The sequence below is a fragment of the Natrialba swarupiae genome, from assembly GCF_008245225.1.
Classification (GTDB): domain Archaea; phylum Halobacteriota; class Halobacteria; order Halobacteriales; family Natrialbaceae; genus Natrarchaeobius; species Natrarchaeobius swarupiae.
Genome location: NZ_VTAW01000001.1, coordinates 161107 through 186080 on the forward strand (window position 1 = coordinate 161107; position 24974 = coordinate 186080).

25 protein-coding genes and 1 tRNA gene are annotated in these 24974 nt (G+C 65.9%); 10 read left to right on the forward strand and 16 right to left on the reverse strand.

All coding sequences use genetic code 11. The features are described 5' to 3' along the window. Positions 1–214 precede the first annotated feature (214 nt). Positions 215–1747, reverse strand: a complete 1533-nt coding sequence (locus FYC77_RS00780; protein WP_149079598.1) for a single-stranded-DNA-specific exonuclease RecJ — start codon at positions 1745–1747, stop codon at positions 215–217. Positions 1748–1858: 111 nt separating this feature from the next. On the opposite strand from FYC77_RS00780, the gene FYC77_RS00785 reads away from it, so the two are divergent. From FYC77_RS00785 to FYC77_RS00795, 3 genes are read left to right on the forward strand one after another with little or no spacing between them, the layout of a single operon-like run. Continuing rightward, complete coding sequence (locus FYC77_RS00785) at positions 1859–2869, forward strand: NAD(P)H-binding protein (protein ID WP_149079599.1); 1011 nt, start codon at positions 1859–1861, stop codon at positions 2867–2869. Further along, positions 2866–3543 carry a DUF4166 domain-containing protein gene (locus tag FYC77_RS00790; protein ID WP_149079600.1) on the forward strand — a complete coding sequence of 226 codons (678 nt, stop codon included), beginning with the start codon at positions 2866–2868 and terminating at the stop codon, positions 3541–3543. Before FYC77_RS00785 ends, FYC77_RS00790 begins: the two co-directional genes overlap by 4 nt. Positions 3544–3587: 44 nt before the next feature. Then, entirely contained in the window at positions 3588–4583 is a 996-nt protein-coding gene (locus FYC77_RS00795) for a YndJ family transporter (protein ID WP_238386765.1), read from the forward strand. A 33-nt stretch (positions 4584–4616) separates the two neighbouring features. On the opposite strand, the gene FYC77_RS00800 is transcribed toward FYC77_RS00795, so the two are convergent. The 3 genes from FYC77_RS00800 to hemC are packed head-to-tail and all read right to left on the reverse strand — an operon-like array spanning position 4617 to position 7339. Continuing rightward, positions 4617–5363: a uroporphyrinogen-III synthase gene (locus tag FYC77_RS00800; protein ID WP_149079601.1), complete on the reverse strand. Its 747-nt coding sequence runs from the start codon at positions 5361–5363 to the stop codon at positions 4617–4619. Then, positions 5360–6199: a uroporphyrinogen-III C-methyltransferase gene (cobA, locus tag FYC77_RS00805; protein ID WP_149079602.1), complete on the reverse strand. Its 840-nt coding sequence runs from the start codon at positions 6197–6199 to the stop codon at positions 5360–5362. The genes FYC77_RS00800 and cobA overlap by 4 nt, the downstream gene beginning before the upstream one ends. 3 nt (positions 6200–6202) lie before the next feature. Next, positions 6203–7339: a hydroxymethylbilane synthase gene (gene hemC / locus FYC77_RS00810; protein ID WP_149079603.1), complete on the reverse strand. Its 1137-nt coding sequence runs from the start codon at positions 7337–7339 to the stop codon at positions 6203–6205. A 153-nt stretch (positions 7340–7492) separates the two neighbouring features. Between hemC and FYC77_RS00815 the strand changes: the two genes are divergently transcribed. After that, positions 7493–7855 carry a group I truncated hemoglobin gene (locus FYC77_RS00815; RefSeq protein WP_149079604.1) on the forward strand — a complete coding sequence of 121 codons (363 nt, stop codon included), beginning with the start codon at positions 7493–7495 and terminating at the stop codon, positions 7853–7855. 340 nt (positions 7856–8195) lie between these two features. Here the strand turns inward: FYC77_RS00815 and FYC77_RS00820 are convergent, their stop codons facing one another. The 4 genes from FYC77_RS00820 to hemB form a co-directional block, all read right to left on the reverse strand. Then, entirely contained in the window at positions 8196–8882 is a 687-nt protein-coding gene (locus FYC77_RS00820) for a hypothetical protein (protein ID WP_149079605.1), read from the reverse strand. A gap of 85 nt (positions 8883–8967) precedes the next feature. Then, positions 8968–10242, reverse strand: a complete 1275-nt coding sequence (gene hemL, locus FYC77_RS00825) for a glutamate-1-semialdehyde 2,1-aminomutase (protein WP_149079606.1) — start codon at positions 10240–10242, stop codon at positions 8968–8970. A gap of 145 nt (positions 10243–10387) precedes the next feature. Next, on the reverse strand, positions 10388–12166 hold the full coding sequence (locus tag FYC77_RS00830; protein ID WP_149079607.1) for an ammonium transporter: 1779 nt from the start codon (positions 12164–12166) through the stop codon (positions 10388–10390). Positions 12167–12587: 421 nt separating this feature from the next. Next, positions 12588–13607: a porphobilinogen synthase gene (hemB, locus tag FYC77_RS00835; RefSeq protein WP_149079608.1), complete on the reverse strand. Its 1020-nt coding sequence runs from the start codon at positions 13605–13607 to the stop codon at positions 12588–12590. Positions 13608–13721: 114 nt separating this feature from the next. Here hemB and FYC77_RS00840 point away from each other — a divergent pair, with 114 nt between their 5' ends. Further along, positions 13722–15233, forward strand: a complete 1512-nt coding sequence (locus FYC77_RS00840; RefSeq protein WP_149079609.1) for a hypothetical protein — start codon at positions 13722–13724, stop codon at positions 15231–15233. A gap of 22 nt (positions 15234–15255) precedes the next feature. On the opposite strand, the gene FYC77_RS00845 is transcribed toward FYC77_RS00840, so the two are convergent. Both FYC77_RS00845 and FYC77_RS00850 read right to left on the reverse strand, forming a co-directional pair. Next, positions 15256–15537 carry a hypothetical protein gene (locus FYC77_RS00845; RefSeq protein ID WP_149079610.1) on the reverse strand — a complete coding sequence of 94 codons (282 nt, stop codon included), beginning with the start codon at positions 15535–15537 and terminating at the stop codon, positions 15256–15258. Between the two features lie 109 nt (positions 15538–15646). Continuing rightward, positions 15647–16663: an asparaginase gene (locus FYC77_RS00850; protein WP_149079611.1), complete on the reverse strand. Its 1017-nt coding sequence runs from the start codon at positions 16661–16663 to the stop codon at positions 15647–15649. Between the two features lie 373 nt (positions 16664–17036). On the opposite strand from FYC77_RS00850, the gene FYC77_RS00855 reads away from it, so the two are divergent. Continuing rightward, positions 17037–17360, forward strand: a complete 324-nt coding sequence (locus FYC77_RS00855) for a 4Fe-4S dicluster domain-containing protein (RefSeq protein WP_149079612.1) — start codon at positions 17037–17039, stop codon at positions 17358–17360. A gap of 50 nt (positions 17361–17410) precedes the next feature. Here FYC77_RS00855 and FYC77_RS20280 read toward each other — a convergent pair whose 3' ends face one another. Together FYC77_RS20280 and FYC77_RS00860 are read right to left on the reverse strand one after the other, a co-directional pair. After that, the gene (locus FYC77_RS20280; protein ID WP_165875282.1) at positions 17411–17575 is read right to left on the reverse strand and encodes a DUF6757 family protein; all 165 of its coding nucleotides are present in this window, start codon (positions 17573–17575) and stop codon (positions 17411–17413) included. Between the two features lie 44 nt (positions 17576–17619). Beyond that, positions 17620–18411 (reverse strand): PHP domain-containing protein, encoded by a 792-nt coding sequence (locus FYC77_RS00860; protein ID WP_149079613.1) that lies wholly within the window; start codon positions 18409–18411, stop codon positions 17620–17622. Positions 18412–18561: 150 nt separating this feature from the next. Here FYC77_RS00860 and FYC77_RS00865 point away from each other — a divergent pair, with 150 nt between their 5' ends. Further along, a complete protein-coding gene (locus tag FYC77_RS00865) occupies positions 18562–18849 on the forward strand; it encodes a DUF5789 family protein (RefSeq protein ID WP_149079614.1) in 288 nt (95 codons plus the stop codon). On the opposite strand, the gene FYC77_RS00870 is transcribed toward FYC77_RS00865, so the two are convergent. Continuing rightward, positions 18846–19040 carry a hypothetical protein gene (locus FYC77_RS00870; RefSeq protein WP_149079615.1) on the reverse strand — a complete coding sequence of 65 codons (195 nt, stop codon included), beginning with the start codon at positions 19038–19040 and terminating at the stop codon, positions 18846–18848. The genes FYC77_RS00865 and FYC77_RS00870 overlap by 4 nt on opposite strands. A gap of 79 nt (positions 19041–19119) precedes the next feature. Then, a complete protein-coding gene (locus FYC77_RS00875) occupies positions 19120–20127 on the reverse strand; it encodes a DUF5784 family protein (RefSeq protein ID WP_149079616.1) in 1008 nt (335 codons plus the stop codon). Between the two features lie 131 nt (positions 20128–20258). On the opposite strand from FYC77_RS00875, the gene FYC77_RS20285 reads away from it, so the two are divergent. Continuing rightward, positions 20259–20432 (forward strand): DUF5786 family protein, encoded by a 174-nt coding sequence (locus tag FYC77_RS20285; RefSeq protein ID WP_200840425.1) that lies wholly within the window; start codon positions 20259–20261, stop codon positions 20430–20432. A gap of 99 nt (positions 20433–20531) precedes the next feature. Here the strand turns inward: FYC77_RS20285 and FYC77_RS00880 are convergent, their stop codons facing one another. Then, on the reverse strand, positions 20532–21485 hold the full coding sequence (locus FYC77_RS00880; RefSeq protein WP_149079617.1) for a YkgJ family cysteine cluster protein: 954 nt from the start codon (positions 21483–21485) through the stop codon (positions 20532–20534). A gap of 170 nt (positions 21486–21655) precedes the next feature. Here FYC77_RS00880 and FYC77_RS00885 point away from each other — a divergent pair, with 170 nt between their 5' ends. Beyond that, a complete protein-coding gene (locus FYC77_RS00885; protein ID WP_149079618.1) occupies positions 21656–21898 on the forward strand; it encodes a DUF7561 family protein in 243 nt (80 codons plus the stop codon). Positions 21899–22082: 184 nt separating this feature from the next. Here the strand turns inward: FYC77_RS00885 and FYC77_RS00890 are convergent. Then, positions 22083–22172, reverse strand: a tRNA-OTHER gene (locus tag FYC77_RS00890). 118 nt (positions 22173–22290) lie between these two features. On the opposite strand from FYC77_RS00890, the gene FYC77_RS00895 reads away from it, so the two are divergent. Further along, positions 22291–24165 carry a helicase C-terminal domain-containing protein gene (locus FYC77_RS00895; protein ID WP_149079828.1) on the forward strand — a complete coding sequence of 625 codons (1875 nt, stop codon included), beginning with the start codon at positions 22291–22293 and terminating at the stop codon, positions 24163–24165. The last annotated feature ends 809 nt before the right edge of the window (positions 24166–24974 follow it).

The window sequence follows — 24974 nt, forward strand, 5'->3', positions numbered from 1 at the left end:
CGAGGACCTCATCCGGACCCGCAGCAAGCGTCCTCTGTCCACAGGAGTTCCGTCCAGACGCGACGGCGGCGGTCAGAAAATCGGTGCTTCCCCACCTCCTGCGCCGCTCGTTCGGCGGTCCATGGCTCGATGGACCGCTCGTACGGACGTGTTGTACCGGTGTGAATCTCGGGACGGTCGCGGTCGAACGGGGACTGACGGACGACAGACTTCCTCAGGATAGCTGCTCGCCGACGATCTCGTCGGCGAGTTCGACGAACTTTTCCTCCCGTCCGCGGGGAACCGTTGCCCCGGCCGCGACGTCGTGACCACCGCCGTCGCCGTCGACGGCTCGAGACGCCTCGCCCACGACGACCGAGAGGTCGAGACCGCGGCGAACTAGATTGTGCGTACCGCGCGCGGAGACCTTGATTTCGACCCCGTCGGTGTCGCTGCCGTCGGTCTTCTCGGCGAATGCGATGATCGGTTTCGATCGACTGATGCCGTCGTTGCCCATCGCCATCCCCGCGACGATGCCAACGATGGTCTCGCGGATTCGGTCACCGGCGTGGAACCACTGAATGTTGTCCTCGTGGGTGACGCCCTCGCGGGTCACGAGATCGATCCCCGACGAGAGGTTCCGCCGGTGGTCACGAAGGAGCGTTCGGGCGCGCTCGAGTGCGTCGTCGCGATCACCGAGGCAGACGCCGAGGCCGACGTCTGCCCGCTCGTAGCGGGCGGTCGCGTTGAGCAGCGTCGAGAACTCGCTTGCGTCTCGCAGCTCCGATCCCACGGGCTCGTTCGATAAGACGTACGCCGTCCCGACGAGTTGGTCGATCTTCCCGGCCGGCACGCCGGACTCGACGGCTCGCCTGACGAGCGCGCTCGCGACGGTCTGTTTCTCGCCGTTCGTGAGTCCCGCCCACCGTCGCCACTCCCCGTCTCGTTTCAACTCGAGGTCGAGACCGTCGAGAAACCGGAGCGCGCCGCCCTCGTCGTTCGAGATGCCCGGAATGTGGACGTCCGTGGCGTACTCGAGTAACTTCGGGAGCGGGCGGGTCTGTTTGCCGTACAGCGCGAGGTCCGTCCCGGTCTCGAGAACGCCGGCGTCGACGCCCTCCTCGACGATCTTCGCGTTCGCGCCGTGGAGTTCACCGCCCGAGGCCTGCATGTCGCCGACGGCGCCGACGACGGCGAGCGCGGCGAGATCACGGTTGTCGGCTCGAGAAGCGAGAGCGGTCGTCTCCGCGTCGGCGACCGTCCCACCGTCGGTCGTCGCCGCACGATTCGGATCGTCCACTCGGTCTCTGTCCGATTCGCCCCCGGCGACCGTCGCCAGCGCTCGCGCGAGGACGTAGCTCGCGCCAGCACCCGAAAGCTCCGAGGCCCCGTTGATCCCGAACAGCAGGGGGTTGAGGTGGTACTCGGTGTCCCGATCAGCCGGCTGGTGGTGGTCTGCGATCACCGGCGTGAACGCTCCATCGTCCTCGTACTCGCCGACGACGTCCAGCTGGCCGCTGCCGAAGTCCGTAAAGAGGACGGTCTCGTACTCCGTCGCCGCGATATCGGCGACGGCGTCTTCGTCCAGTTGCTTCTCGAAGACGACTTCGAACGGAATCTCCGCGCGCTCGAGTGCCTGTGTGGCGATCGCCGCACTCGTCAGCCCGTCGGCGTCGATGTGCGAGGCGAGGAGGACCCGTTCGGCTTCGTGAAGACGTTCGGCGCACGCGGTCGCTCGATCCGCGAGTTCGGGAACCGGCCCGGTCATCGGTGCATCGGTCGATGGTGGGTCGTCATGGGGGATAAACCTCCGGTCTACTGACTGTCCGGATCCGCGGGTTGGCAGTACCGTTATGTCGTTGTGCCGGAACAATCCGGTATGAACGTCTTCGTCGCGGGCGGTTCGGGGTTCGTCGGCCGATCGGTGTGTCGAGTCTTGGTCGACCGTGGCCACGGCGTGACCGCGGCCTCGAGAACGCCCGACCCGTCGGAACTACCCGCCGACGTCGAGGCGGTGTCGGTGGACGTCACCGACCCCGACCTGGACGACGCCGTCGCGGGCCACGACGCCGTCGTCAATCTCGTTGCACTCCCCTCGCACGTCCAGGCGCGCGGGCGCAGTCACGAGTCGGTCCACGCGGACGGGACGCGTCACCTCGTGGCCGCGAGCGAACGAACGGGCGTCGATCGGTTCGTCCAGCTGAGCGGGCTGGGCGTCGACTCGGGCGTCGAGACGGCGTACTTCAAGGCGAAACGACGGGCCGAGCGGATCGTCCGCGAGTCGTCTCTCGAGTGGGTGATCTTCCGTCCATCGGTAATCTTCGGCGACGGCTGTGCGTTCGTCCCGTTTCTCGAGCGACTGGCGCCGCCGCTCGTAATCCCGCTTCCGGGTGGCGGACGGACGCCGCTCCAGCCCATCTGGGTCGAGGACCTGACGCCGCTGATCGCGGACGGACTCGCCGAGGACCGTCACGTCGGAAACGCCTACGAGATTGGTGGTCCCGAGCGGCTCACCCTGGCGGAGATCGTGACGCGCGTCCGCGACGGCGTCGTCGTCCCGATTCCGATGGCGCTGACCGCCGTCCTCGCGACGCTCGTCGATCCGCTTCCCTGGATTCCGGTCGGCAGAGACCAGTATCGCGCTCTGACACTCGAGAACACGACGCGCAACGACGCCCTGGCGGCGTTCGACGTCGACCCCGATTCGCTTCGGCCGTTTTCGGCCGACGTGCCGAGCGAAGGGGAGATTTCCGCCGCCGCCTCGAGCGAGCCCGTGAGACGGGAACGGCGTACGGACGGCAAACGGCATACGAGCGCTGAACCGCATACGGACGGCGAACCGCATACGAGGAGCGAACGGCCCGAGCGAGATTCGGGGGTACGTCCGTGACGGGATTATTTGAGCGTGCGATCGGCGAGGAGTGGTCGACGCTTCACCCACAGGTTCGAGAGCGCTACGGAGTCGAGTCCTCCGACGGCCGCGAGGCGGTCGGCGTCGGCCAGATGGACGAACTCACCCGAAGCCCGTTCGCGGTGCCGGCGCTGTGGCTCGCAACGTTCGACGACTTCCTCTTTCCCGAGGGCGGAACCGACGTTCGCTTCTCGATCGTCACGGAGCCGTTCGTCGACGGAAACGGCAACGAGGCGCTTCGCCTCGAGCGGCGGTTCGACACCTCGCCGCCGCGGACGTTCGTCGACACGCTCCGGTGGAATCCGGCTCGAGGCTGCATCGTCGATCTCTTCGGCACGCGCGGCCTCGTCGGTGCCGACCTCCACGCCGCAGCCGACGACGGCGCGCTCGCGCTCTCGATCGGGACGCAGTATCTCCGCGTCGGCGGGCGCTCGCTCGCGCTCCCGGCTCTCCTCTCGGCTCGAGGCCGCCTCACCGACTGGTACGACGAGGACGACGAGTGTTTCCGGGTCGAGGCCGACATCGAGAACCCGCTCGTCGGCTCCGTCTTCGGCTACGAGGGCGGGTTCGAGAGCGAGTTTCGATCCGCCGACGGCGACCCCGCGGACCGACCGCCGCTGGCCGACGTGACGCTGCCCGGTGAACGCCCGTGACCGACCTCGAGCGAGTGTCTCGAGTTCGCCCTTCCGATTCGAAGGTGGGTTCCCCGAGGCCGCGTCTCGCCGGATGGCGGGTAACCGACCTGACCGCCGCGTTCGGCGCGGTGGTCTGGTCTGTCCTCTCTCTCACGACGACGTTCGGACTCGCCCCGATTTCGCTGTCGCCCGTCGAACTGTACGTCGTGTTCGGGACGTTCGTGCTCGTCCCGCTCGGAACCGGCCTCGTTCCGCTCGAGCATCGGGGACCGGCCGGTACCACGGCTGGGACCCCTTCGCGTCTCTACGCGGTCGCCGTCTACGGCCAGTTCCCGGCCGCGGCGGCCGCCGTCGTCGCGCTCGGGCTACCGCGAGAATCGCTCGCGGCGGTCGCACTCGTACTCCCGTGGCTCGGCGTCACCGCGGTTCTGGCCGCTCTCGCGTTTCAAAATATCCGCTCTCGCGGTATCGGACCGTTACCGGCGCTCGCCGTGGACGCGGCGTTGTTGTACGTCCCCGTCGCCTCGATCGCACTCCTCTTCTCCGTCGCCGGGATCGACCTCGGTTTTGCGCCGATCATCGTCCTCCTGACCGCCGTCCACTTCCACTACGCAGGGTTCGTTTTGCCGCTCGTCGTCGGCCTGGCTGGCCGCGTGATCGCGGACGGAGGAGCGTTCGACTCGACGCTCACGGGGCACATCGCGGCCGCATCGACGGTCGCCGTCGTCGTCGGCATCCTCGCCGTCGCGGTCGGCATCACCGTCTCGCCGATCCTCGAGTTCGTCGCCGTCGTCCCGTTCGTCGCAGGTGTGGCCGGTTTCGCGTTCGTCGTAACCGGCGGCGTCGTCCCGGTCGTTCCCCGCCTTCCGGGTGCGCTCTTGGTGGCCGCCTCGCTCTCGGTGTGTGTCGGGATGGCGTTCGCGCTCGCGTTCGCGTACTCCTCGCTTCCGGGCACTACCGTTCTCGTCACGATTCCCGAGATGGTCCGGTGGCACGGCGCGGTCAACGCGTTCGGCTTCGCCCTGCCGGCGCTGGTGGCGTTCCGACTGCTCGAGTGAGTCGACAGGGGCTCCCGTTCCGAGCGCGTCGAGCTACGACCGCCCGTCGACCTGCTCGAGGACGGCTCTCGCCAGCGCGTCGAACGTCGCTTCTTCCGGGACGACGTCGACCTCGATGCCGCGTTCGGCGGCCGTCTCCCGGGTCGGCTCCCCGATGACTCCCACGACGGCGTCGGACAGCCCGTCGAGCGCCCCCTCGCGGACGCCGCGGTCGGCGGCGGCCTCGAGGAAGTGGTCGACGGTCAGCGACGAAGTGAAACAGACGGCGTCGAGGTCCCCTACCGCGGCGCGTTCCGCGGAGTCGCCGCTTCCCTCGGGCCGAACCAGCCGGTAGAGGACGGACTCGTGGACGTACGCGCCGGCTGCTTCGAACCCCTCGGGCAGGACGTCGCTGCCGTGATCGCTCCTCGCGACCTCGACGCGGCCCCCGTCTACGTCGGATTCGAGCCGTTCGACCAGTCCGCTCGAGGTGTACTCCTCCGGGACGACGTCGACTGGGTAGCCTTCCGCGCGGAGGGCGTCGGCCGTCGCCGGGCCGATCGCGCAGACGGTCGCCTCGCCCGGACGCCAGTCGGCCGCCGAGACGAGTTCCGCGCCGGTCTTACTGGTGAGTACGGCGAAGTCGGCGTCGGTTCGCGGGCTCGCACCCGTCGGTTCGACCGCGAGCATCGGGTCCGGGACGGGGTCGGCGCCGAGGTCGGAGAGGACGGCGACCGCGTCGTCGATTCGCTCGTCGTCGGGACGGAAGACGGCGACGGCGGGGGGCGTCGATTCGCTCATCGGATCTCACCCTCTTCTGGCTGCTCGTAGTCGTTTTGCAGAAAGTCGACGACCGACTCGCGGGTGCCGGCGACGTCGCCGATCACCGTCACTGCCGGCGGTTCGATCCCGACGTCGTCGCAGACGTCGACGATCGTCTCGAGGGTGCCAGTCGCCACTTGCTGTCCGGGCCACGTGCCGCGTTCGATCAACGCGACCGGCGTCTCGGGGTTCAGTCCGGCTTCCCGCAGGGCGGCGGTGTAGTCGGGGAGTCGGCTGACGCCCATGAGGACGACGATCGTCCCACCGGTCGCCGCCAGAACCTCCCAGTCGACGGCTGACTCCTCTTTCGTGGGGTCCTCGTGGCCAGTGACGAACGAAACCGAGGAGGCGTGGTCCCGGTGTGTGACGGGGATTCCGGCGACGGCCGGGGCCGCGATCGCCGAGGTGACCGCGGGAACGACCTCGAACGGCACTCCGTGGGCCGCGAGATACTCCGCCTCTTCGCCGCCACGACCGAAGACGAACGAGTCACCACCCTTGAGCCGGACCACGGAGTTCCCCTCGCGGGCGAGTTCCACCAGTCGCTCGTTGATCTCCGACTGGGGCGTGCGATCGCCGACGGCGCGCTTGCCGACGTCCTCGCGTCGCCCCTCCGGGAGCGCGTCGATGATCTTTCGCCCCGGTAGCCTGTCGTGGAGGACGACGTCGGCGTGCTCGAGCAGTTGCGTCGCCCTGACGGTCAGTAACTCCGGATCGCCGGGACCGCTCCCGACGAGGTAGACGGTACCCGGCTCGACGACTGCATTCGTTTCGGGAGTCGGATTGCCGTCTGGTCCCGTCTCGTTCGCCGACATCGCTTACTTCCCCTCCGGCTGATCGTCTTCGGAGACGGACGTGCCCGCTCCGGCGTCGTCGCGTGCCTCTTCGATCAGTTCCGCCGCACCGCGGTCGGCGAGGTCCGTGGCGAACTCGCGGGCCGCCTCGGCGTGGTGGTCGACGGGCAGATCACGGGTGGCAGTCACCGACTCCTCGCCGTCGCGGTCGAAGACGCTCACCCGCGTGTGGACGTACTCGCCTTGCAGGATCGCGTAGATGCCGATCGGCGCGATACAGCCGCCGCCGAGTTCCGCGAGCAGCGTCCGTTCGACGGTCGTCTCGACGCGACTGCGCGGGTGGTCGATCGCGTTCTGGATCTCGCCTGCCGTCTCGCCGTCGACCCCCGTCACGGCGAGTGCACCTTGTCCCGGTGCGGGAACGAACGACTGGGTGGGAAGCGACTGATAGTCGACGGCGTAGCGAAGCCCACTTCGCTCGAGGCCGGCCTCGGCGAGCACGAGCGCGTCGTAGTTCGTCTCAATCTCGCGACCGAGCGCCTGTTTCTCGAGTTCCGAGAGATCGTCGAACCACTCGTCGACGGTCCGATCGTACGCCGGTTCGAACTCCTCGTCGCCGACGTTCGCCTTCCGCTCTTTATCAGCCTCGCTTCGCGTCTCGTGTTCTTCCTGTAGCGCGGGCGCGAGCAGCTTCTCGAGGCGGGTATCGACGTTCCCTCGGACGGGTTCGACCGTCAGGTCGGGTCGCTCCGCGAGCAGTTGAGCCCGCCGGCGCAGACTCGAGGTACCGACGGTCGCACCGTCGGGAAGCTCCTCGAGCGTCGATCCGTCGGGCGTGACGAGGACGTCGCCTGGCGATCCGCGTTCGGGAACCGCGGCCGTGACGAGCTCGTCGGGCTGTTCGGTCGGCATATCCTTCATCGAGTGGATCGCGCCGTCGAGATCCCCCTCGAGTACGCGCTCGTCGAGTTCGCGGACGAACGCGCCCGTCTTCCCGAGTCGGTGGATGAGTTCGTCCTGAATGTCGTCGCCCGTCGTCTCGACGGTCACGAGTTCGACCTCGTACCGGTGCTCCTCGAGGGCTTCCTTGACGAGGGCGGCCTGTCGCCGGGCCAGTGTGGACCCCCGCGTCGCCAGTCGTAACGTCCCGCGCGTTCTCATAGGCGTCAGTCGTCGCCTGAGGTATGAAAAGCGCACGCTTGTCCCGCGTCACTGCTGGCCGACGAACTCGACCGGTCTCGAGTGCGAATTGGGGATCTCTCCACCACGATTGCCGCATGATTTATCCATACAGCTGGTGAACCGATTTGACGAATGAGGACACTGTACGACCGACTCGGCGGTGAAGACGCGATTGCGGCCGTCGTCGACGACTTCTACGATCGGATACTGGACGACGAGCAAGTCGCTCACTTTTTCGATAGCGTCGACATGCGAAAGCAACGTGCCCACCAGACCCAGTTTCTGAGTGCCGTCGCCGGCGGCCCGGTCGAGTACGACGGCCGCGACATGCGGGCGGCCCACGACCACCTCGAGACCGGCCCGGCGGAGTTCGACGCGATCGCGACGCACCTGGCGGCAACGCTCGAGTCGTTCGACGTTCCGGAAGACGACCGGGAGGCGGTCCTCGAGGCGGTCGCGAGCTACGAGGATGCGATCGTGTCGGCGGCGGACTGAGACGGTTTATATCGCACACGTTGAAAGTCATTGTACACCCGGTCACGAATATCGGCGGCCAGCCTCGCCCTCGTTGCCGAGACTGGCCGCTCGGCTGTGACCGAGTGTAAATCGTTTCACCGAGTACGATAGTACCAATTGCAACGATTCACACACCCATCGCCGATCCGCCTGCCGATCAGGTCTGCAATGACGTGCAGTGGCTACTATACACTGTCTCGCTGTCTCGAAGACCCAGGACTGCTCGCGGTTGTCTCGCCACGTCGGGACGGCGGACCGTCCGCGCTCTCGCCGTGGGATCGGCTCACCGGGGAGTGGGGACTCGAGCGGAGGTGACGATTCACCGCCTCGAGACCCCCGAACGCTGCCGTCGGAGGAGATAATATCCCGCGAGCAACGGCTGTAGCGGTGCGACGGAGAGACTCAGGAAGGCCAGCCCCAGGTGGAGACCGGGGTTCGGCCGCCACGAGTCGCCGTAGGTGCTGACGTAGGCGGCGTCCCGGTGGATCGCGATCGGGAAGGTTCCGAACGCGACCGCGCCGGCCAGTCCGGCGGCGGTCAGAAACAGCCCTGGGATCGAGAGCGCGACGGCGATCGCCGCCACGGCGAGTCCAATCACGGTCGTCGCGAGCGACGCCGCGACGACGAGCCACCAGCCGGACCAGTCGGGTCGCGTTCCGAACCGTTTGTGACGGCGATAGAGGTAGAAAACGCCGGCGACCGGCGCCCACAGCAACGCGAATAGGGCGTTTCCCCACGGGCTCGGCCGCCAGTGCTCGCTCGCCGCGCCTTGCCGGCGGACTCGACGCGCGTCGGCAAACAGCGAGAGCGCGATCCCGGCGCTCAGAAGGCTGTAGCCAAACGTTCCGACCAGCACCAGTCCCGACTCGAGCAGCGGAACTCCCGGATCCGCTTCCTGAAGCACGCCGACGATACCGACGCCGATCACCGGCGGGACGAGGTACAACTGGCGCTCGACGAGGCGTGCCCACGCGAGTTCCCCGCGGATCGTCGCGACTCGAGCCATCAGTCGGCCGGTGTCACGGTTCGGTCCGTCTCAGCCGGTGTCACCGACGGTCCCGCCGCCCGCGCCGTCGTTCGAGCCGGTCCCCTCACAGCGCCTCTTTGTACGCCTCGAGCGTGCGGTCGACGTCCTCGTCGGTGTGGTCGTCGCTGACGAACTGACACTCGAACTGGTTCTGTGAGAGGAAGATTCCCTGTTCTTTCATCTGTCCCCAGAAGACTCGTCGCCAGCGATCTGTCTCGGCGTTTTTCACGTCCGCGCCGTTTTTCGGTGCCTTGCCGTCGCGGGTGAAGATCACTTTGTACATGCTGGCGGTGCCGGCGACCGTGTACTCCGGCGCCTGGTCGGCGACGATCTCGGAGAGGCCGTCGCGGAGTCGATCGCCGAGTTCGTCGACGTGATCGTAGACGTTGTGTTCCGCCGCAAACTGCAGGGTCTCGAGGCCGGCGGCCATCGTGACCGGATGGCCGGAGAAGGTGCCGGCCTGGAAGACGGGACCGGAGGGTGCGAACTGCTCGACGATCTCAGCCCGGCCGCCGATCGCGCCAACGGGGAAGCCGCCGCCGATGATCTTGCCAAACGTCGTCAGGTCGGGCGTGACGCCGAACTCGGTCTGGGCACAGCCGAGACCGCCGACGCGAAAGCCCGTAATTACTTCGTCGAAGATCAACAGTGAGCCGTGTTCGTCCGTGATTTCGCGGAGGAACTCGTGGTAGCCATCCTCGGGGTGGACGATGCCGTAGTTTGCCAGGATCGGCTCCGTGAGGACGGCCGCGATGTCGTCGCCGTGTTCCTCGAACGCTTCGCGGACGGCGTCCTCGTCGTTGAACGCCACTGGAATCGTGTGCTCGGAGAATGACTGTGGGATCCCCGCAGAGGACGGTCGGGGGTTCTCGGCGTCGCCTTCGACCAGCGTCGACTCCTGGGCACCGTGGTAGCCGCCCTGGTTGATGAGGATCTTGTTCCGGCCGGTGTACCCTCGAGCGAGTCGGATAGCCGACACCGTGGCTTCGGTTCCCGAGTTGACGAACCGAATCTTCTCGACGCTGGGGACGTGGCGAACGACGAACTCCGCGAGGTCGACCTCGATTTCGGTCGGGGTTCCGTACATCGGTCCCTCGCTCGCTTTCTGCTGAATGCTCGCCTGAACGGGATCGGGGAGGTCGTGGCCGAGAAGCAGCGGTCCGAGCCCCATCACCCAGTCGATATAGCGGTTCCCGTCGACGTCGATGACGTGGCCACCGTCGCCTTTCTGGACGAAAAACGGGTAGGGTTCGATGGCTGCGCGAACGGCGGAGTTGACTCCCCCTGGCATCACCGACAGCGCCCGATCGTACAGGGCACGCGAGTTGTCGTCGTTCATGTGGAGGGCGTTCGGCTTCGGGAGCCAAAGTAGTACCGAGGTCCGATCGACGACCCAGCTCGGTCGACCGGATGGGGACGATGGACGGCGTCGGATAGCCCGCCGAGTTCGAGACCTCGCTCGAGTCGTTACCGACCGTGTCGTCTTAAACTGCGTCCTGGCCGGTCTTTCCGGTTCGGACCTGGTAGGCGTCCTCGATCGGGAGGACGAAGATCTTGCCATCGCCGGGTTCGCCGGTGTTGGCGGCGTCGGCGATCGCGTCGACGACCTCTTCGGCCGGCACGTCGGCGACGACGCACTCGATTTTGACCTTCTGGTGGAGGTCGACCGTGTACTCCTCGCCGCGCCACTGTCCTTTCTTGGCGGGCTGGGAGCCACGTCCGGAGACGTTAGTGACCGTCAGCGACGGCGCACCGACTTTCGCGAGTGACTTTTTGATCGCGCCGAGACGGTCGGGACGAACGATCGCGGTGATCATCTTGATCTCGCCGTCGTTCGGCTCGCCGCCGTCGGATCGAAGCTCCGACGAGGACCGCGACTCATCGAGTCGCTCACCGCCGTCCGTACGGATGACGTCGTCCGAAGAGTGGCCGCCGTCGGTCGCCACGTCGGGACCGCCGAACTCGGGGTAGGTGTCGACGCCGTGTTCGGCGAGGTCGAGGCCGTCACGTTCGTGGTCGGGCGTGACTCGAGCCTCGCCGACCAGTTTGAACGCGCCCCAGACGGCCGCGGTCGCGAGCACCGTCCAGATGGTGATGACGACGACGCCGATGATCTGCGGTGCGAACGCGCTGGCTTCGATCGAGAGGATGCCGCCGGCGACCAGACCGCTGCCGATGGCCGTCCCTTCGATCGACCACAGCGGGAAGAGGATCAGGCCGAGCATCCCTGCGGTCCCGTGGACCGGGAACACCGCACAGACGTCGTCGATCTTGAGCTTTTCGTCGACGAGCTTGAAGACGATCGGGAGCTGTGCGCCGGCGATAAATCCGATCGCGATCGCACCCATCGGGGTGATGAGGTCGGTCGGACCGGTGACCCCGACGAGGCCGGCGAGCATGCCGTTTGCGACGTACAGCGTGTCGACTTTCCCGTTCATCGCGAGCGAGACCGCCGAGGCACCGAGCGCACCGAGGCCCATGCCGAGGGCGGTGACCATCGCGACGCTTCCGACGTAGTCGAAGTCGGCGAGTTCGAACGTCGCCGTGTCGATCACCGTCGCGGCGGTTCCGACGTTGAAGCCGAACCAGCCGAAACAGAGGATGAGCGTCCCGAGAACGGCGAAGGTCATCGAGTGGCCGGGGATGATGTTGACGCTCCCGTCCTCGTTGTACTTGTCCATGCGAGCGCCGAGAATCCAGGCCGCCGTGAGGCCGGCGACGCCGCCGACGCCGTGGACGACCATGCCGCCCGCGAAGTCGGCGAAGCCGAGCTGTGCGAGGATCGGCGTCCCGCCGGGGGCGTACCAGACCATCGCCGCGACGACCGGGTAGATCACTGCCGCGAGGACGAACGTGTACGTCACGTACGCGCGAAGCTTCGCGCGTCCGGCGACCGCACCCGAGACGATCGTGGCGGCGGTCATCGCGAACACCGCGCTAAAGAGCCACATCGCCCAGTCGAACGAGCCCTCGCCGAACATCGTCAGAGGGCTCGACTCGCCGCCGCCGAGTGCCGCGCCGACGTTGTTCGAGATACCCATCCCGATCACGAAGAAGACGAAGATGCCGACCGCCCAGGTCAGCATGTTCTTCGTCAACTGGTTCGCCACGTTCTTCGAGCGAACCTGCCCGGCCTCGAGCATCGCGAAGCCGGCGTGCATGAAGAAGATGAGGAACGTTACAGTGAGCGCCCACATCAGGTTCATCCCGGTCGCCAGCGACTCGAGGTCAGCTTCGGTCGCCTGGAGTACGAACGGATCCATTACCGGTGCACCTCCATCGATACGTCCGAATCATCGCGTATTGATTGACAAACGTCCATGCTTTCCCCAATAATAGGGTAGTTCGTGTTCTGAATCACGTTTGACTGGCATGGACCTGTTATATATAAGGCTTAGCGTTGGATAACGTCGAAAAACTGGATGTAATAGGTGAAAACGTGAAAATCTAGAGTTGATATAATGTGTATAAGGATAGAGCATCTTTCGGTCTTTCTATACTGTGGCTATATATTGGACGTTCGTAGACGGACGAACCGGCCGATGGTCGGTGAATATTGCCGTTCGATCCCTCACTCTGCGCGCATTCGAGCGGAGACTGCTCGCGCGCGGCAGATGTTGCCACCTAACCGACGGAGCGAACGACGAATGGACGCTCGTCAAAAACGGCCGAGCTCGACCCGGCTCAACCGAGTCGTTCGGCGACGTCCTCGGCGAAGTAGGTGAGAATGAGATCCGCGCCGGCCCGCTTGATCGACAGCAGTGACTCGTATGCGACCGCCTTGAGGTCGAGCCAGCCCTTCTCGGCGGCCGCGTGGAGCATAGCGTACTCGCCGGAGACGTTGTAGGCGGCGACGGGGTGGTCGAACTCCCGGCGAATCGCGCTCACGATGTCGAGGTAGGGGAGGGCGGGTTTGACCATCATCACGTCGGCGCCCTGCTCGGCGTCGAGGCGGACCTCCCGCACCGCCTCGCGGGCGTTCGCGGGATCCATCTGGTAGTGTCGCCGATTACCGAACGACGGTGCGCCGTCCGCCGCATCGCGGAACGGCCCGTAAAAGGCGCTCTCGTACTTCGCGGCGTAGCTCATGATCGGCATCTCCTGGTAGCCCGCGTCGTCGAGGCCGTTCCTGATCGCGGCGACCATCCCGTCCATCATCCCGCTGGGTGCGACCATGTGTGCGCCCGCCTCCGCGTGGGAGACCGCGATCCGCTCTAAGGACTCGAGCGTGGCGTCGTTGTCGACGGTCAGCGTCGGATCGTGCTCACAGCCGGGGCCGTGGTCGTGGTCCGTTTCACCCCGCAACTCCTCCTCGAGGGGTCCGCAGTGGCCGTGATCGGTGTACTCACAGAGACAGACGTCCGTGACGACGTAGGCGTCGGTCTCGTCGGTGATCCGCCGGGTTGCCTCCTGGACGACGCCGTCTTCGACCCAGGCCCGCGTCCCTTCCGCATCCTTCGATTTCGGAATCCCGAACAGCATCACCGCCTCGACGCCCGTCTCGAGCACCTCTTCGACGCGGGCGACCGATTCGTCGATCGGGACGCGCTCGTGGCCGGGCATCGACTCGATCGGAATCCGTTCGTCCGTCGTCGCGTCGACGAAGACGGGGGCGATGAGATCGCTCGGCTCGAGGCTCGTCTCGCTGACGAGTCCGCGGACGCCGTCGCGCCGAAGCCGGCGGGGGCGGTGTGTAAGGTCCATACGAGCACTACTCACGGGCCGTCCAAAAGCGGTGTGTTCGCGGCCGTTTTCCTGGTAACATGAACAGTTCACCTAACCGCAAGCTTATGCCGATCCCTCGACGTGTTTTCCGATATGAACCGCCGTCACTTCCTCGTGACCGCCGCCGGAAGCGCCCTCCTCGCCGGCTGTTCCGCCCTCGAGGATCCCGACGCCGAAGCTGAACGCCCTCCGTTTCAGGTCGACGACCCGGGGGAGTCGGCGACGGACGAGGACGCGGACGCCGACGCAGGCAAGAGCGCGTTCCCGTTCGACGAGCCGTCGACCGTCGACTTCGAGACGGCCCCGCTCACCGCCACCGTCGTCGGCGGTCGCGTCTCGACCGACGACGGCCTCTCGGCTCGCCTCGAGTTCGCCGAGCCGGCGACTGCGGACTCGCCCGCGACGCTCGTTTCGACCGTCAGGAACGATCGGCCGTACGAACAGACGTTCCAGCCCCGCCGGTTGCTGATCCTCGACGACCCGACGACGGGACGAACCGCGGACAACGACTCCGTCTATCTCGCGCCCGCGGCGGACCATCCACTCGCCGAGACGGAACCGGGCTACTACCGCGACGACGACGGCCGGTGGCGACTCGAGCGCGTCGGCGACGACTGGTTCCCCGACCGGCTCACGCTCGACGCCGAGCAAGAGGTCGTCGGCGAGTACTACCTGCTGGGACACCACCACCACGACAGGCCACCGATCGAAGCTAATCGGTACGAGTTCTCCTGGCGCGAGGGTTCCTTCGAGATCGTTTGCTGGCCGACCGACGAACCCGGCCCCGCCGGCGACTCGCGATTCGTCGGGGAGGTGCCACCGGGGTTTCCGGAGCCCGACGACGAGGTCCGGTGGTACCACGATGCGACCCCGGAGACGCCGGTGTTCCTCGAGCCGAGTGCAGAATCGGTCACCGCACCCGCGAAGATCGAGTTCGATCTCGTCAACCACGGCCGCGAGTCGCTGTCGGGCAACCCCTACTACTGGCGGCTGTACAAACTCGTCGACGACCGGTGGTTCCCGGTCGATCCCTGGGAGTTTCCGCTTCCACTGGGTTCCGTCCAGCCCGGCGACGTCGACGAGACGGAACTGTTCCTCTACGACGGCGATCCTGTCGACCGGCAGGGCAGTCGAACGGTCGGACACCTCGGCGGCGGCCAGTACGCGTACGCCGTCGGCTACAGCGTGGGCCCGGAGACGTACGCGGCGCGCTTCGACCTCGAGGCACCGAAACTCGTCGTCGAACCCGAAGACGACGTCGCGATCGACGACGAGGGCGATCGAATCGTCGTCCGACTGCCGAACTACGGGGACGCCCGGCGGCCGGCGACGGTCACCGTCTCCCGCCTCGAGTCCGAACCAGACCCAGCCGATTCGGACGAGACTGCCGTCGACGAACGACTCGTCGCCGAACAGCTTCCACGACGCCCCTTCCGTGCGCTTCGAAATTCGCTTCCGTTGTTCGAGGACGGCGTCGAACGGGTCGTCGTCGAGACCGATCGCGGAACCGCGCTTCGCCGGTTCGACTACGAGGAAGGCGAGCGCCTGACGTTCGCCTACGACGGCGACGCCTTCGAAGCGTCCGGCTCACTCGAGGAGGAGTGAGCGGCCCGTCACCGACGGACGACTACTGCGGATCCTCGCGAAGTACCGATTCGATTATCTCGAGTTCGGCCTTTCGGAACGGACGGTCGGCGTCGTCCGGATCGTCGTTCAGTTCGCCGATCGTCGAGCGGATTCCCGCACGCATCTGTGACTTCGGCGGGAGCGGGTTCGTCTCGATCTCGTCGCCGACGGCCTCGCAGATCGCGGCGAGCGATTCTTTCGTAAACGCGGTCGACTCGATGCGCTCGTATCTGCCCACGGCGAGTCGGATCTCGTTTCGGAGCTCGTCGACGGTTCGTGTCATATTGGACGAACGACCGGGGTCGTCGTGTAGGTTCCGGTCATCCGCTCTGTGACTCGGCTACTATCGCCACTCTCGCTGGCCGTCGACGGTGACGTCCGAAACGGATCGGTTACGTCGACCGTCCGAACGGATCCACGTCCTCGAAGGCGGCTCTGACGCGCTCGATCGCCGACGCCGACTCCCCGTCGGCGATCGCGAGAACGGTGCGAACGCGTGCCTTCCAGGGCGGGAGGTCGCCGCCGCCGATCGCGCCCGCTGCGTGGAGCGTTTCCCCGCCGCCGGGGCCGCCGTACAATCCGGCGGTCTCACCCTCGTAACAGCGAGACGTGAGCACCACGGGAACGTCGGCGGAGAGCGCCGCCTCGAGGGCGGACCCGAGTTCACCGGTCGTATTTCCGAGCCCGGTCCCGGCGACGACGACGCCGTCGACCGCGTCGGCGGAGAGCGCACGTTCGACCTGGCGTCCGTCGGTTCCCAGCGCGTTCGTCACGATCTCGACGCGGACGTCAGGATCGAGACGCGCGCCGGGGATCGGACTCGAGTACCGGCCCGGTTCGCGCAGGAGTCGTAGTCCTGCCGGGGTTCGCTGCGCGACCGGTCCCGCGCCGGGCGAACTGAACGTCTCGAGTTTGCTCGTGTGGGATTTGACGACCCAGCGGGCGGCGTGGACCGCGTCGTTGAACGCGAGATACGAGCCGCCGGCGTCGCGAAAGCGCTCGTCGACGGCGGTTCGAACCGCCAGCTCGAGGTTCGACGGGCCGTCGGTTCCGAGTTGATCGAACGGCCGCTGTGCCCCGGTGAAGACGACCGGGAGGTCGCGCTCGGCGACGACGTCGACGTAGTAGGCCGACTCGGCCATCGTGTCGGTGCCGTGGGTGACGACGACCCCGTCGACGTCTCCGGCCGCCTCGACGCCATCGACGATCCCCGTCGCGTTCTCGGCGTCCATCTGAAAGCCCGAGCGCTGGCAGATCGGTTCTACCGAGAGGGCGGCGTGGTCGGCGAGTTCGGGGACGGCGTCGACGAGATCCTTGCCCGTGACCGTGGGCGTTTTCCCGGTCTCGTCGGCGTTGTCGGCGGTGCTCGCGATCGTGCCGCCCGTCGTGAGGATGCGGACCCGTGCCATCGTGCTCGGATAGGTCTCTGCGAGGCCGTAAGTAACCGCGGTCTCGGTGCTCCGTCGCTCTCGATCCGTCTCGTCCCATCCGACGTCGAATTGCGCTGTGCGATACGGGTTACTGTCTGTCGGTACCGCAGAACCCGCGACCCGTCTGCGGATTCGCCGGTCCATCGGGACGACAATCCGTATGCGTCTCTGCCCGCGGATCTCGAGCCGAGCGTTCTCGTATATAAACTGCCGATCTCGGTGCGATCTCGGGATCGGACGGAGACGCCTGTTTCACACGAATTTAGGAGGACCTAGCTCGAGACGCCGTTCGCTCGAGTTTAAAAAGCGTCCGTACTTTTAAGTGTGCGCCACCCGTCCGTACCTGTTAGCAATGGCCATAGATCCACAGTTCCAAGAGAGCCGCGAGCAGGTCGGTGAAGAAAACGGTGTCGCCGTCTGGGGTCCCGTCGACGAACCCGAGGAGCTCGGCATCCGCGGGACCCACGTCGCGGTCGACTACGACCTCTGTATCGCTGACGGTGCCTGTCTCGAGGACTGTCCGGTCGACGTCTTCGAGTGGGTCGACACGCCCGGACACCCCGAGAGCGAGCGCAAGGCCGAACCGACCCACGAGGCCCAGTGTATCGACTGCATGCTCTGTGTCGACGTCTGTCCGGTCGACGCGATCGACGTCGACGCTGGCCGAACGGCTTAATCAGCGGAATCCGCGAAAAGACGGCGTTATACGAACGACAACTGGCCGTATTACTCCGCGCGATCGACGTCGACTTTCTCCTTGAGCGTCTCGAGCCCGTCGCTCTCGGCGAGTTCCTGCAACCGCTCGCGGAAATGTTCCTCGCAGAGACCGACCTTGACGCCGTCGGATTCGGCGGCGAAGGCGGCCGTGCGGTCGCAGTAGTGGCAGTTCATACCACCCCGTATGAACTCGGGTACATTGAACCCTCCGCTCTCGGTTACGATGGACGGTATCTTTGCGACAGTTCGAGTCGGTCGTACTCGTCCCGCGAGAGTCCGGCCAGACCCAGCGTACCTTCGTGAGCGTCCGAGCCACCGGTTACGAGCAGATCGTGTCGGTCGACCGTTTGTTCGACTCGCGCGAGATCGACCACACGGTCGTAGGGGTAGTGTACTTCGACCGCGTCTAACGTCGTCGCTCGAGCGAGTGCCCCCTCGAGGTCGTCGTACCGAAGCGGATGCGCCAGCGAGACGAGTTCGGCCGCCTCCGAGAGCACCTCGCGTCCGCGCTCGAACGAGGGGATTTCGCGGGCGACGAAACACGGACAGTCCGAGCCGATGAGGTGGTCGAACGCTTCCTGATAGTCGTAGTTGGCGTCGGGGTGGTCGTCGACCGCTCTCGCGACGTGAGGACGACCGAACCCCTCGTTCGCGGTCAGACGCAGATCGACGCCGAGGCGGTCCTCGACGCAGTCGACGATCGCCCGTCCGCGCTCGATGCGGTTCGTTTGAATCCGATCGGTTATCGCCGTGACCTCCTCGTTCGGCTCGATCCCGTACCCGAGCAAGTCGAGGCGCTGCCCGTCGTCGGCCTCGACGCGGAGTTCGATCCCGTGGACGATCGTCACTCCCTTACGCTCTATCAGTGGCTCGTCGAAGGGCTGTACCCGATCGTGGTCGGTTACGGCGACGACGTCCACTCCGGCGCGTCCGGCCGCCGCGGGGACCTCCTCGAGTTCCAGACTGCCGTCCGACCGGGTCGTGTGGACGTGCAGATCGGCGTAGGCCATAGCTCACCTGTATGCTGGGGGCGTATAGCGGTTTCTCTCCCGACCGGCTTCGGTCTCTAGAGGGATACTAGGAAACTAACCCCTACCCCAGCGCTAGTAATCCTACATGCACAATGTTTATAATCATTGTTCACCCAAGACAGAGATGTAATGCTGCTCAACGGCACCGGCGAGGTCATCGACGACTACGAGTATCCCGCAACGACCGAGGAACTGATGGCGGAACACGGGGACCGCGTCCTCGAACTCCCGAACGGAACCGAGACGGTCGAAGACGTACTCGCTCGCCTCGAGTCAGAAACCTTCCACTCCCCCGAAGACGCACGATTCGCCGTCTACTCTGCGGTCAGCGACAAGGCTATCGGCCGCGTCGGCTACAGCGATCGTGATCCGACTCCGGTCGGCAGTCCGTACACGCCCGACGCCGTGTCGTTCTAGGGACGGAACAGTTCTTTCTCGAGTCGGCGTCCGGCCGACTGCGTGGCGACAAAGCCGTCACGGACTCGGTTGTAGGTAGCGTCTCGCTCGAGCAACGAGTTCGACGAAACGAGGCCGACCGCGACCCACTCGTGTTCGGTGAAACCGCTCGGAGAGCAATCGACCGGATCTCGAAACCGAGTGGCCGTCATACGGATTACTGTAGCGATTTACCGGTGAGACCGCCGTCCGGGTCGCGGTCTCACCGGAAACGATCGACAGTAAACCGTATCAGTCCAGAAACTCGAGCGCGTCGGCGAGTTCGAGCGGGACCGCACCTTTTCGGTACCCTTCGACGTGACCGTTCGGGCGGGCGCGGTAGACCACTGCGGGGCGGTGACGGACGTCCGGTTGTTCGGCGCGGACGGCGTTCCAGGTGTCGTCGCGAAACGACGAGCAGTCGACGAACAGGACCGCGCCGCCGCCGTGTTCGGCGAGTTGGCCGTTGACTTTCGTCTCGGCGGTGTCGCGGACTGCGGCGACGGGGCCCGACGCCGCACGGTTTTTCGGCGGTTGCGGGCGGGTCACTTCGACGAGGACGTTCGTGTCACCGTTCCGGGCGCGGAAGTCGAGTGAGTGGCCGGTCGTGACCTCGATCTCGGGAACGACGTCGTAGCCGGCGTCGGTCAGGATCTTCGCGGCGACGAACTCGCCCATCGCGGCGCTCATCCGCACCCGATCGACGTGATCGCTCGTACCCAGCTTTCCGGCCATGACGTGTCTGTACTCGTCGAGGACGCCCGTCGAGAGGAAGTCCTCGAAAAAGCGCGTCGTTTCCCGGCGACCCGCGTCGGGGAAGCCAGCGGCGTGTTCGCGAAAGAACGACCGGGTCGACTCGCGGCCGTCCTTGGACATAAACACCGGCAGGAAAAACCACGAGATGTACGGATAGTCGGCGAGCCAGGGGTCCTCCTCGTGAAGCGTCGCGAGCAGCTCCCGCTGGGTCCACCGGGAGACGCGATACGGAATCTCCCGCCAGCCGAACTTGTCAGTCTTCCACAGCGCAGACGGCGTCTCCGTGTTGCCCATCCAGTAGGCCTCGCCGTCCGTTCGTGCGAACAACGCGAGGTCCTCGTTTTGCATCTCGAATCGGTGCGTCTCCCATCTACCCCCGATATCGAACTCAGGGCTCACCGACTGCGCGCCGATGTTCGACCGCAACGGCTGTAGAATCTTCCGTCGAACGCGTTGCTCGCTCCAGTCCGTGGGCGAATAGCGAAAGCGAAGCGGCTGAGCCACATCGGACCTACGCCGTAGGTCGGGATACGTGTTACGAGCGAGACGCCACCGTTTCTACCTGCTTCCGTCGCTGAAACCTGATGGACCGTTACATTGATATGCGTTACCGTCCTACAGTGTGTGTACCTACCATGTCAATGGGTGCCTATGACGAAGATGAACACGAGCGCCGCGAACAGCAGGCCTCGAGAGTAGATGCGGATTTCGACGACGAGCGGACCATCTATCACGGCCAGGTCGAGTACGACTCCGGCGACTCCGCGGAAGCGCTGCTGAACAAGTTCGAGGAGATCAAATCGGAGTAGTGGTTGCAGCCCCGATTTCTGTCGGTTCCCCCTCGCCGCGAGCCGGTGGCTTCTCCTCTCGAATCGACGGCCGTCGGACTCGAGGTGTCGGACACTACCTCACTCGTCATCGAGGGCATCCCATCCCGGCGTCTCCGGTGCACCGCGAGCGACCTCGACGTCGGCTGCGACCCTCGGCGACGGTACCGGTTCGTCCGCGTTCGCCCGACGCTGCTGCCACTCGGCGATCGCGGGACCGATCCACGACTCGCGTCGACTATCGCGGTCGTCTTCTCCCGGTGATCCACCATTCACCGTCTCGAGCGCTCGCTCCCTGGCCCGTTCGTAGTGGTGGTCCGAAATCGCGACCGTCCCGGGACTCGAGGCGGCCGCGACGGCGATCGTCTCCGCGCGGTCCTCGGCGGTCGTCGTTCCCGACGCCAGTCGCTCGATGGTGCCCTCGAGTGCCGCCGGTTGGGGGTGACAGAAGAGCTTCTCGCCGATCGCCGCGTTGCCGAGCACCAGTCCATCGAGGTCCTTCGTGACGCTCACATCGAGCAGGCGGTCGCCGCCGAAGGTCTCCTCGACGCGTCCACACTCCGTCGTCGCCTCAAGTGTGAGGGTGTGTGCCGGGTAGGCACCACACTCCTGGGGAAACAACGCGCCGCCGTGGACGCGACACTGGAGCGTCGTCGGATCGAGGAAGACACAGGCCGGCAGCCACGACGGCTCCTCGCGGCCGAACGGCGCGACGGGTTTGGGCGGTTTTCGGAGGCCGACGAAGAAGACCGGACGACCGGCGACTGCGGCCACCTGTCGGCCGTCGATCTCGACGCCTTCGCGCTCGTCTCGGGCATCCCAGAACCGTGGCGTCAGGGCGTCCGCGACGCCCTGATCGAGGTACGTCCGCACCGTCTCGCGGGTGAGCGCGACGAAATTCGGATCGTCGTCGATCGGATCTCGATTCCCGTCCCCGTCGCGAATCGATCCGCGGGCACGATCGTAGGTTCGGTCCTCGAGCAGCCTTCGCCAGTCGAGACAACAGCCCGCACAGCCCTCGCAGTTCACCTCCATACTCGTCGCTATCACGTCGATCGATTTATACTATCGGCCGGTTCGACCGACCCGGCGACGCTCGCTCGCTTTCGAGGGAGGACTGACCGGCACGGATCGGCGTCGAGTCGCCCGGAACTCGACTCGTTCGTGGGACAACGACTTTCACCGTTCGGAACCGACGTCCGGCTATGGCAACGGACTCCTGTGACGGCTGTGGCCGATCGGTGTCGCTCGCCGGCGGTATCGCCAACATCTGGACCTTCGGCGAGGACGACGGCAGCGACGGCACCGCGATGACACTGGAGTTCGAAGACGGGACCTCACACTTGCTGTGTTATCCCTGCATTGGGGCACTCCCGGACGATCCGACTGCCGCGGACGTCGACCGACTCGAGCAGGTCGACGAGGAAACCTCTCGGCTCGCGGAGTGACCGCTCTCTTCGCTCGAGGACGACCGAGGACGACACCAGCGACGTCGAATACGGTCACGCTTGCGTAGGTGCTGGGTGACAGGAACGAGTTGGGTGACGAGGATGGACGGCGTGACGAGGTCGGGGAGTGGTGACGAGGATGGGGTGACAGGGCTGGATGGCGTGTCGAGAGACGACACTGGAGCGGAAGGGGTGGGATTCGAACGCCACGAGGCAGTGATGCCGCCGCGGACCCGGAGGGCACCGCGGTGCTCTCCCGCTGAGCGACCCTTCCGCAGTAGATCTATGGCGCGATTCGGTGTTTGTAATCGGCCGGCTACCGCCGGGTAGCCGGTCCCTTCCAGCGTGGCGGTCCGTAGCCTTTAGGGTGTGACCGCGCCGTGACTCGAACGGTGAACCCCGAGCGGATCTTCGAGGCGTTTCCCGCGCCGACCTACCGCGGGAACCAGGAGCAGGCCCTCCGAGACATTCGAGACGCCTTCGCGGCCGGCAACGACGTCGTCCTCGTGCGCGCGCCGACGGGGAGTGGCAAGTCCCTGCTCGCTCGAGCCGTCGCCGGCTGTGCCCGGACCGTCGAGGAAGCCGAGCCGAGTGAAGCGTCGGGGGCGTACTACACGACGCCGCAGGTCTCACAACTGGACGATGTGGCGTCGGACGACCTGCTCTCGGATCTGAACGTCATCCGCGGGAAGTCGAACTACAGTTGCATCCTCCCGGAGGAGCGAAACACGCCGGTCAATCAGGCCCCCTGCGTCCGCGAACGTGGCTACGACTGTTCGGTCAAACACCGCTGTCCGTACTTTTCGGACCGGGCGATCGCCTCGAACCGCGAAATCGCAGCGATGACGCTCGCGTACTTCATGCAGACCGCGGGAAGCGAGGTCTTTCGCAGACGCGATGTGGTCGTGATTGATGAGGCCCACGGCCTCGCGGAGTGGGCCGAAATGTACGCGACGATCCAGTTGGGTCCTCGGACCGTACCGTTCTGGGACGAGCTTCGCGTCCCCGAGGTCGACCGCGTCGAGCGGGCGGTGCGCTACGCCGAGAACCTCGCCCAGACCTGCGGCCGCCGGAAGGACGACCTGCTCGCCCAGGAGGCGCTTTCGCCCGCGGAGGTCCGCGAGCGCGACCGCCTCCAGGAGCTCATCGGCGAGCTCGAGTGGTTCGTCTCGGACTACCGCGACCCGGAGAGTCCGACGACGTGGCTCGTCGACCAGTCCGAGCCTGCGGGGAGCGCTCGAGGGCGGGACGGCGACGGAAGCGAAGGCGACGATCGAGAAGGCGAGGACGACACGGGCGGCCCGCTGACGATCAAACCGATGAACCCCGAGAAGTACCTCGCCCACACCGTCTGGGACCGCGGAAACAAGTTCGCCCTGCTGTCGGCGACGATTTTGAACAAGGAGGCGTTCTGCCGGCAGGTCGGCCTCGAGCCCTCGGCCGTCGCCCTCGTCGACGTCGGGCACACGTTCCCCGTCGAGAACCGGCCGCTGTACGACGTCACGCAGGGGAAGATGACCTACGAGCACCGCGGGGAGACGATCCCGAAGATCGCCCGCACGATCGTCCGGGTCATGCAGGCCCACCCCGACGAGAAGGGGCTCGTCCACGCTCACTCCTACGACATCCAGGAGCAACTCGCCGACCTCCTCGCGGATTTCGGCGTCGGCGACCGGATCCGGACCCACGACCGCGACGGCCGCGACGCCGACTTAGAGGAGTGGAAAGCCAGCGACGACCCCGACGTCTTTCTCTCGGTGAAAATGGAGGAAGCGCTCGATCTCAAAGGGGACCTCTGTCGGTTCCAGGTCATCTGCAAGGCCCCGTTCCTCAATACCAGCGACTCCCGCGTCGCCCACCGACTCGAGGAGGGGCAGTGGGCCTGGTACTTCCGGTCGGCGCTGCGGACGGTCATCCAGGCCTGCGGCCGCGTGATCCGTGCCCCCGACGACTACGGGGCGACCTACCTCGCGGACTCGAGCCTGCTCGATTGCTTCGAGCGCGCGCGGACGGACATGCCCGACTGGTTCGCCGACCAGGTCGATCGGATGAAACGGCCGTCGCTTCCGGAGTTCGAGCCGCGAGCGGCGCTCGAGGCGACGTCGACTCGAGGCGGACGGGGTCGCAGTACCGGAACGAGCGCGAGTGCAGGCAGCGCAAACGGTGATTCCGGATCGTCGGACGGTCGCGGCGGGCGCTCGCGGCGTCGATCCCGTCGGTCCTCGGGCTCGAGTCCGCTGGCGGACGTCTGGGACACCGACGGATAGCGGTCGCTGGCAAAGCGGCGTCGTGGGTGTGATCGACTCGTCGCTCGCACTTGTCACTCGTACTCGCACTCGAGCGAGAGTGCAATTGCGAGGAACGGTGTGTTATCGTGGCGACGGGTATTGGTGGACGATTGATGGGTGATCGATTTCGACGTGAGATCGACGAGGAGTACGCTGCTTACACTGGCGGCGAGGATTTCCACAGCCTCCCCAGCCGACTCGCTCGCTTCGCTCGCTCGTCCCTCGCGTGACTTCGAGCCGCGTTCTCACTGGTTGTTCGCCGCGGATCAGCACGCGCCACCGCGGCGGTGAATTGGTTACTTCGAACGAAAGGTGGTAGAAGAGGTTCATGGCAGGCATCGCGATCACCGACGTTGCCACGAGGACGGCGAAGACCACCGCGATGACCGTCTCTCGCCTCTGGCACAACCGGTCCAACCGGTCAGTATCCTAACGTTCTTTACGGATGATTGCGTACCCAATGAATGCGCACGAAAGTGCGCTGAGCCGGAGTGGCAAGCGTCCAACAAGCACTCCGGCTCGTAACACCGCCCCCGCGTCGCGGGAGCAATCCATCATTGACGTTGGCGAAATAAAGATGTGCCGACGTCCCGCCGGACCAGGAGCGTTGCATCCGGTTTGTCGCTGGGTTGCGTTCCGCCGCGTCGGGGTCTATAGAGCAGAGAAACATGGCCTCGAGAATAACCATTCACTGCGATTGCGGAACCGACCTCCGCGCGACGACGACCGACGGACCGGTCACCTGTCCCGATTGTGAGTCGACGTTCGCCGCGAGAATCATCCACCTT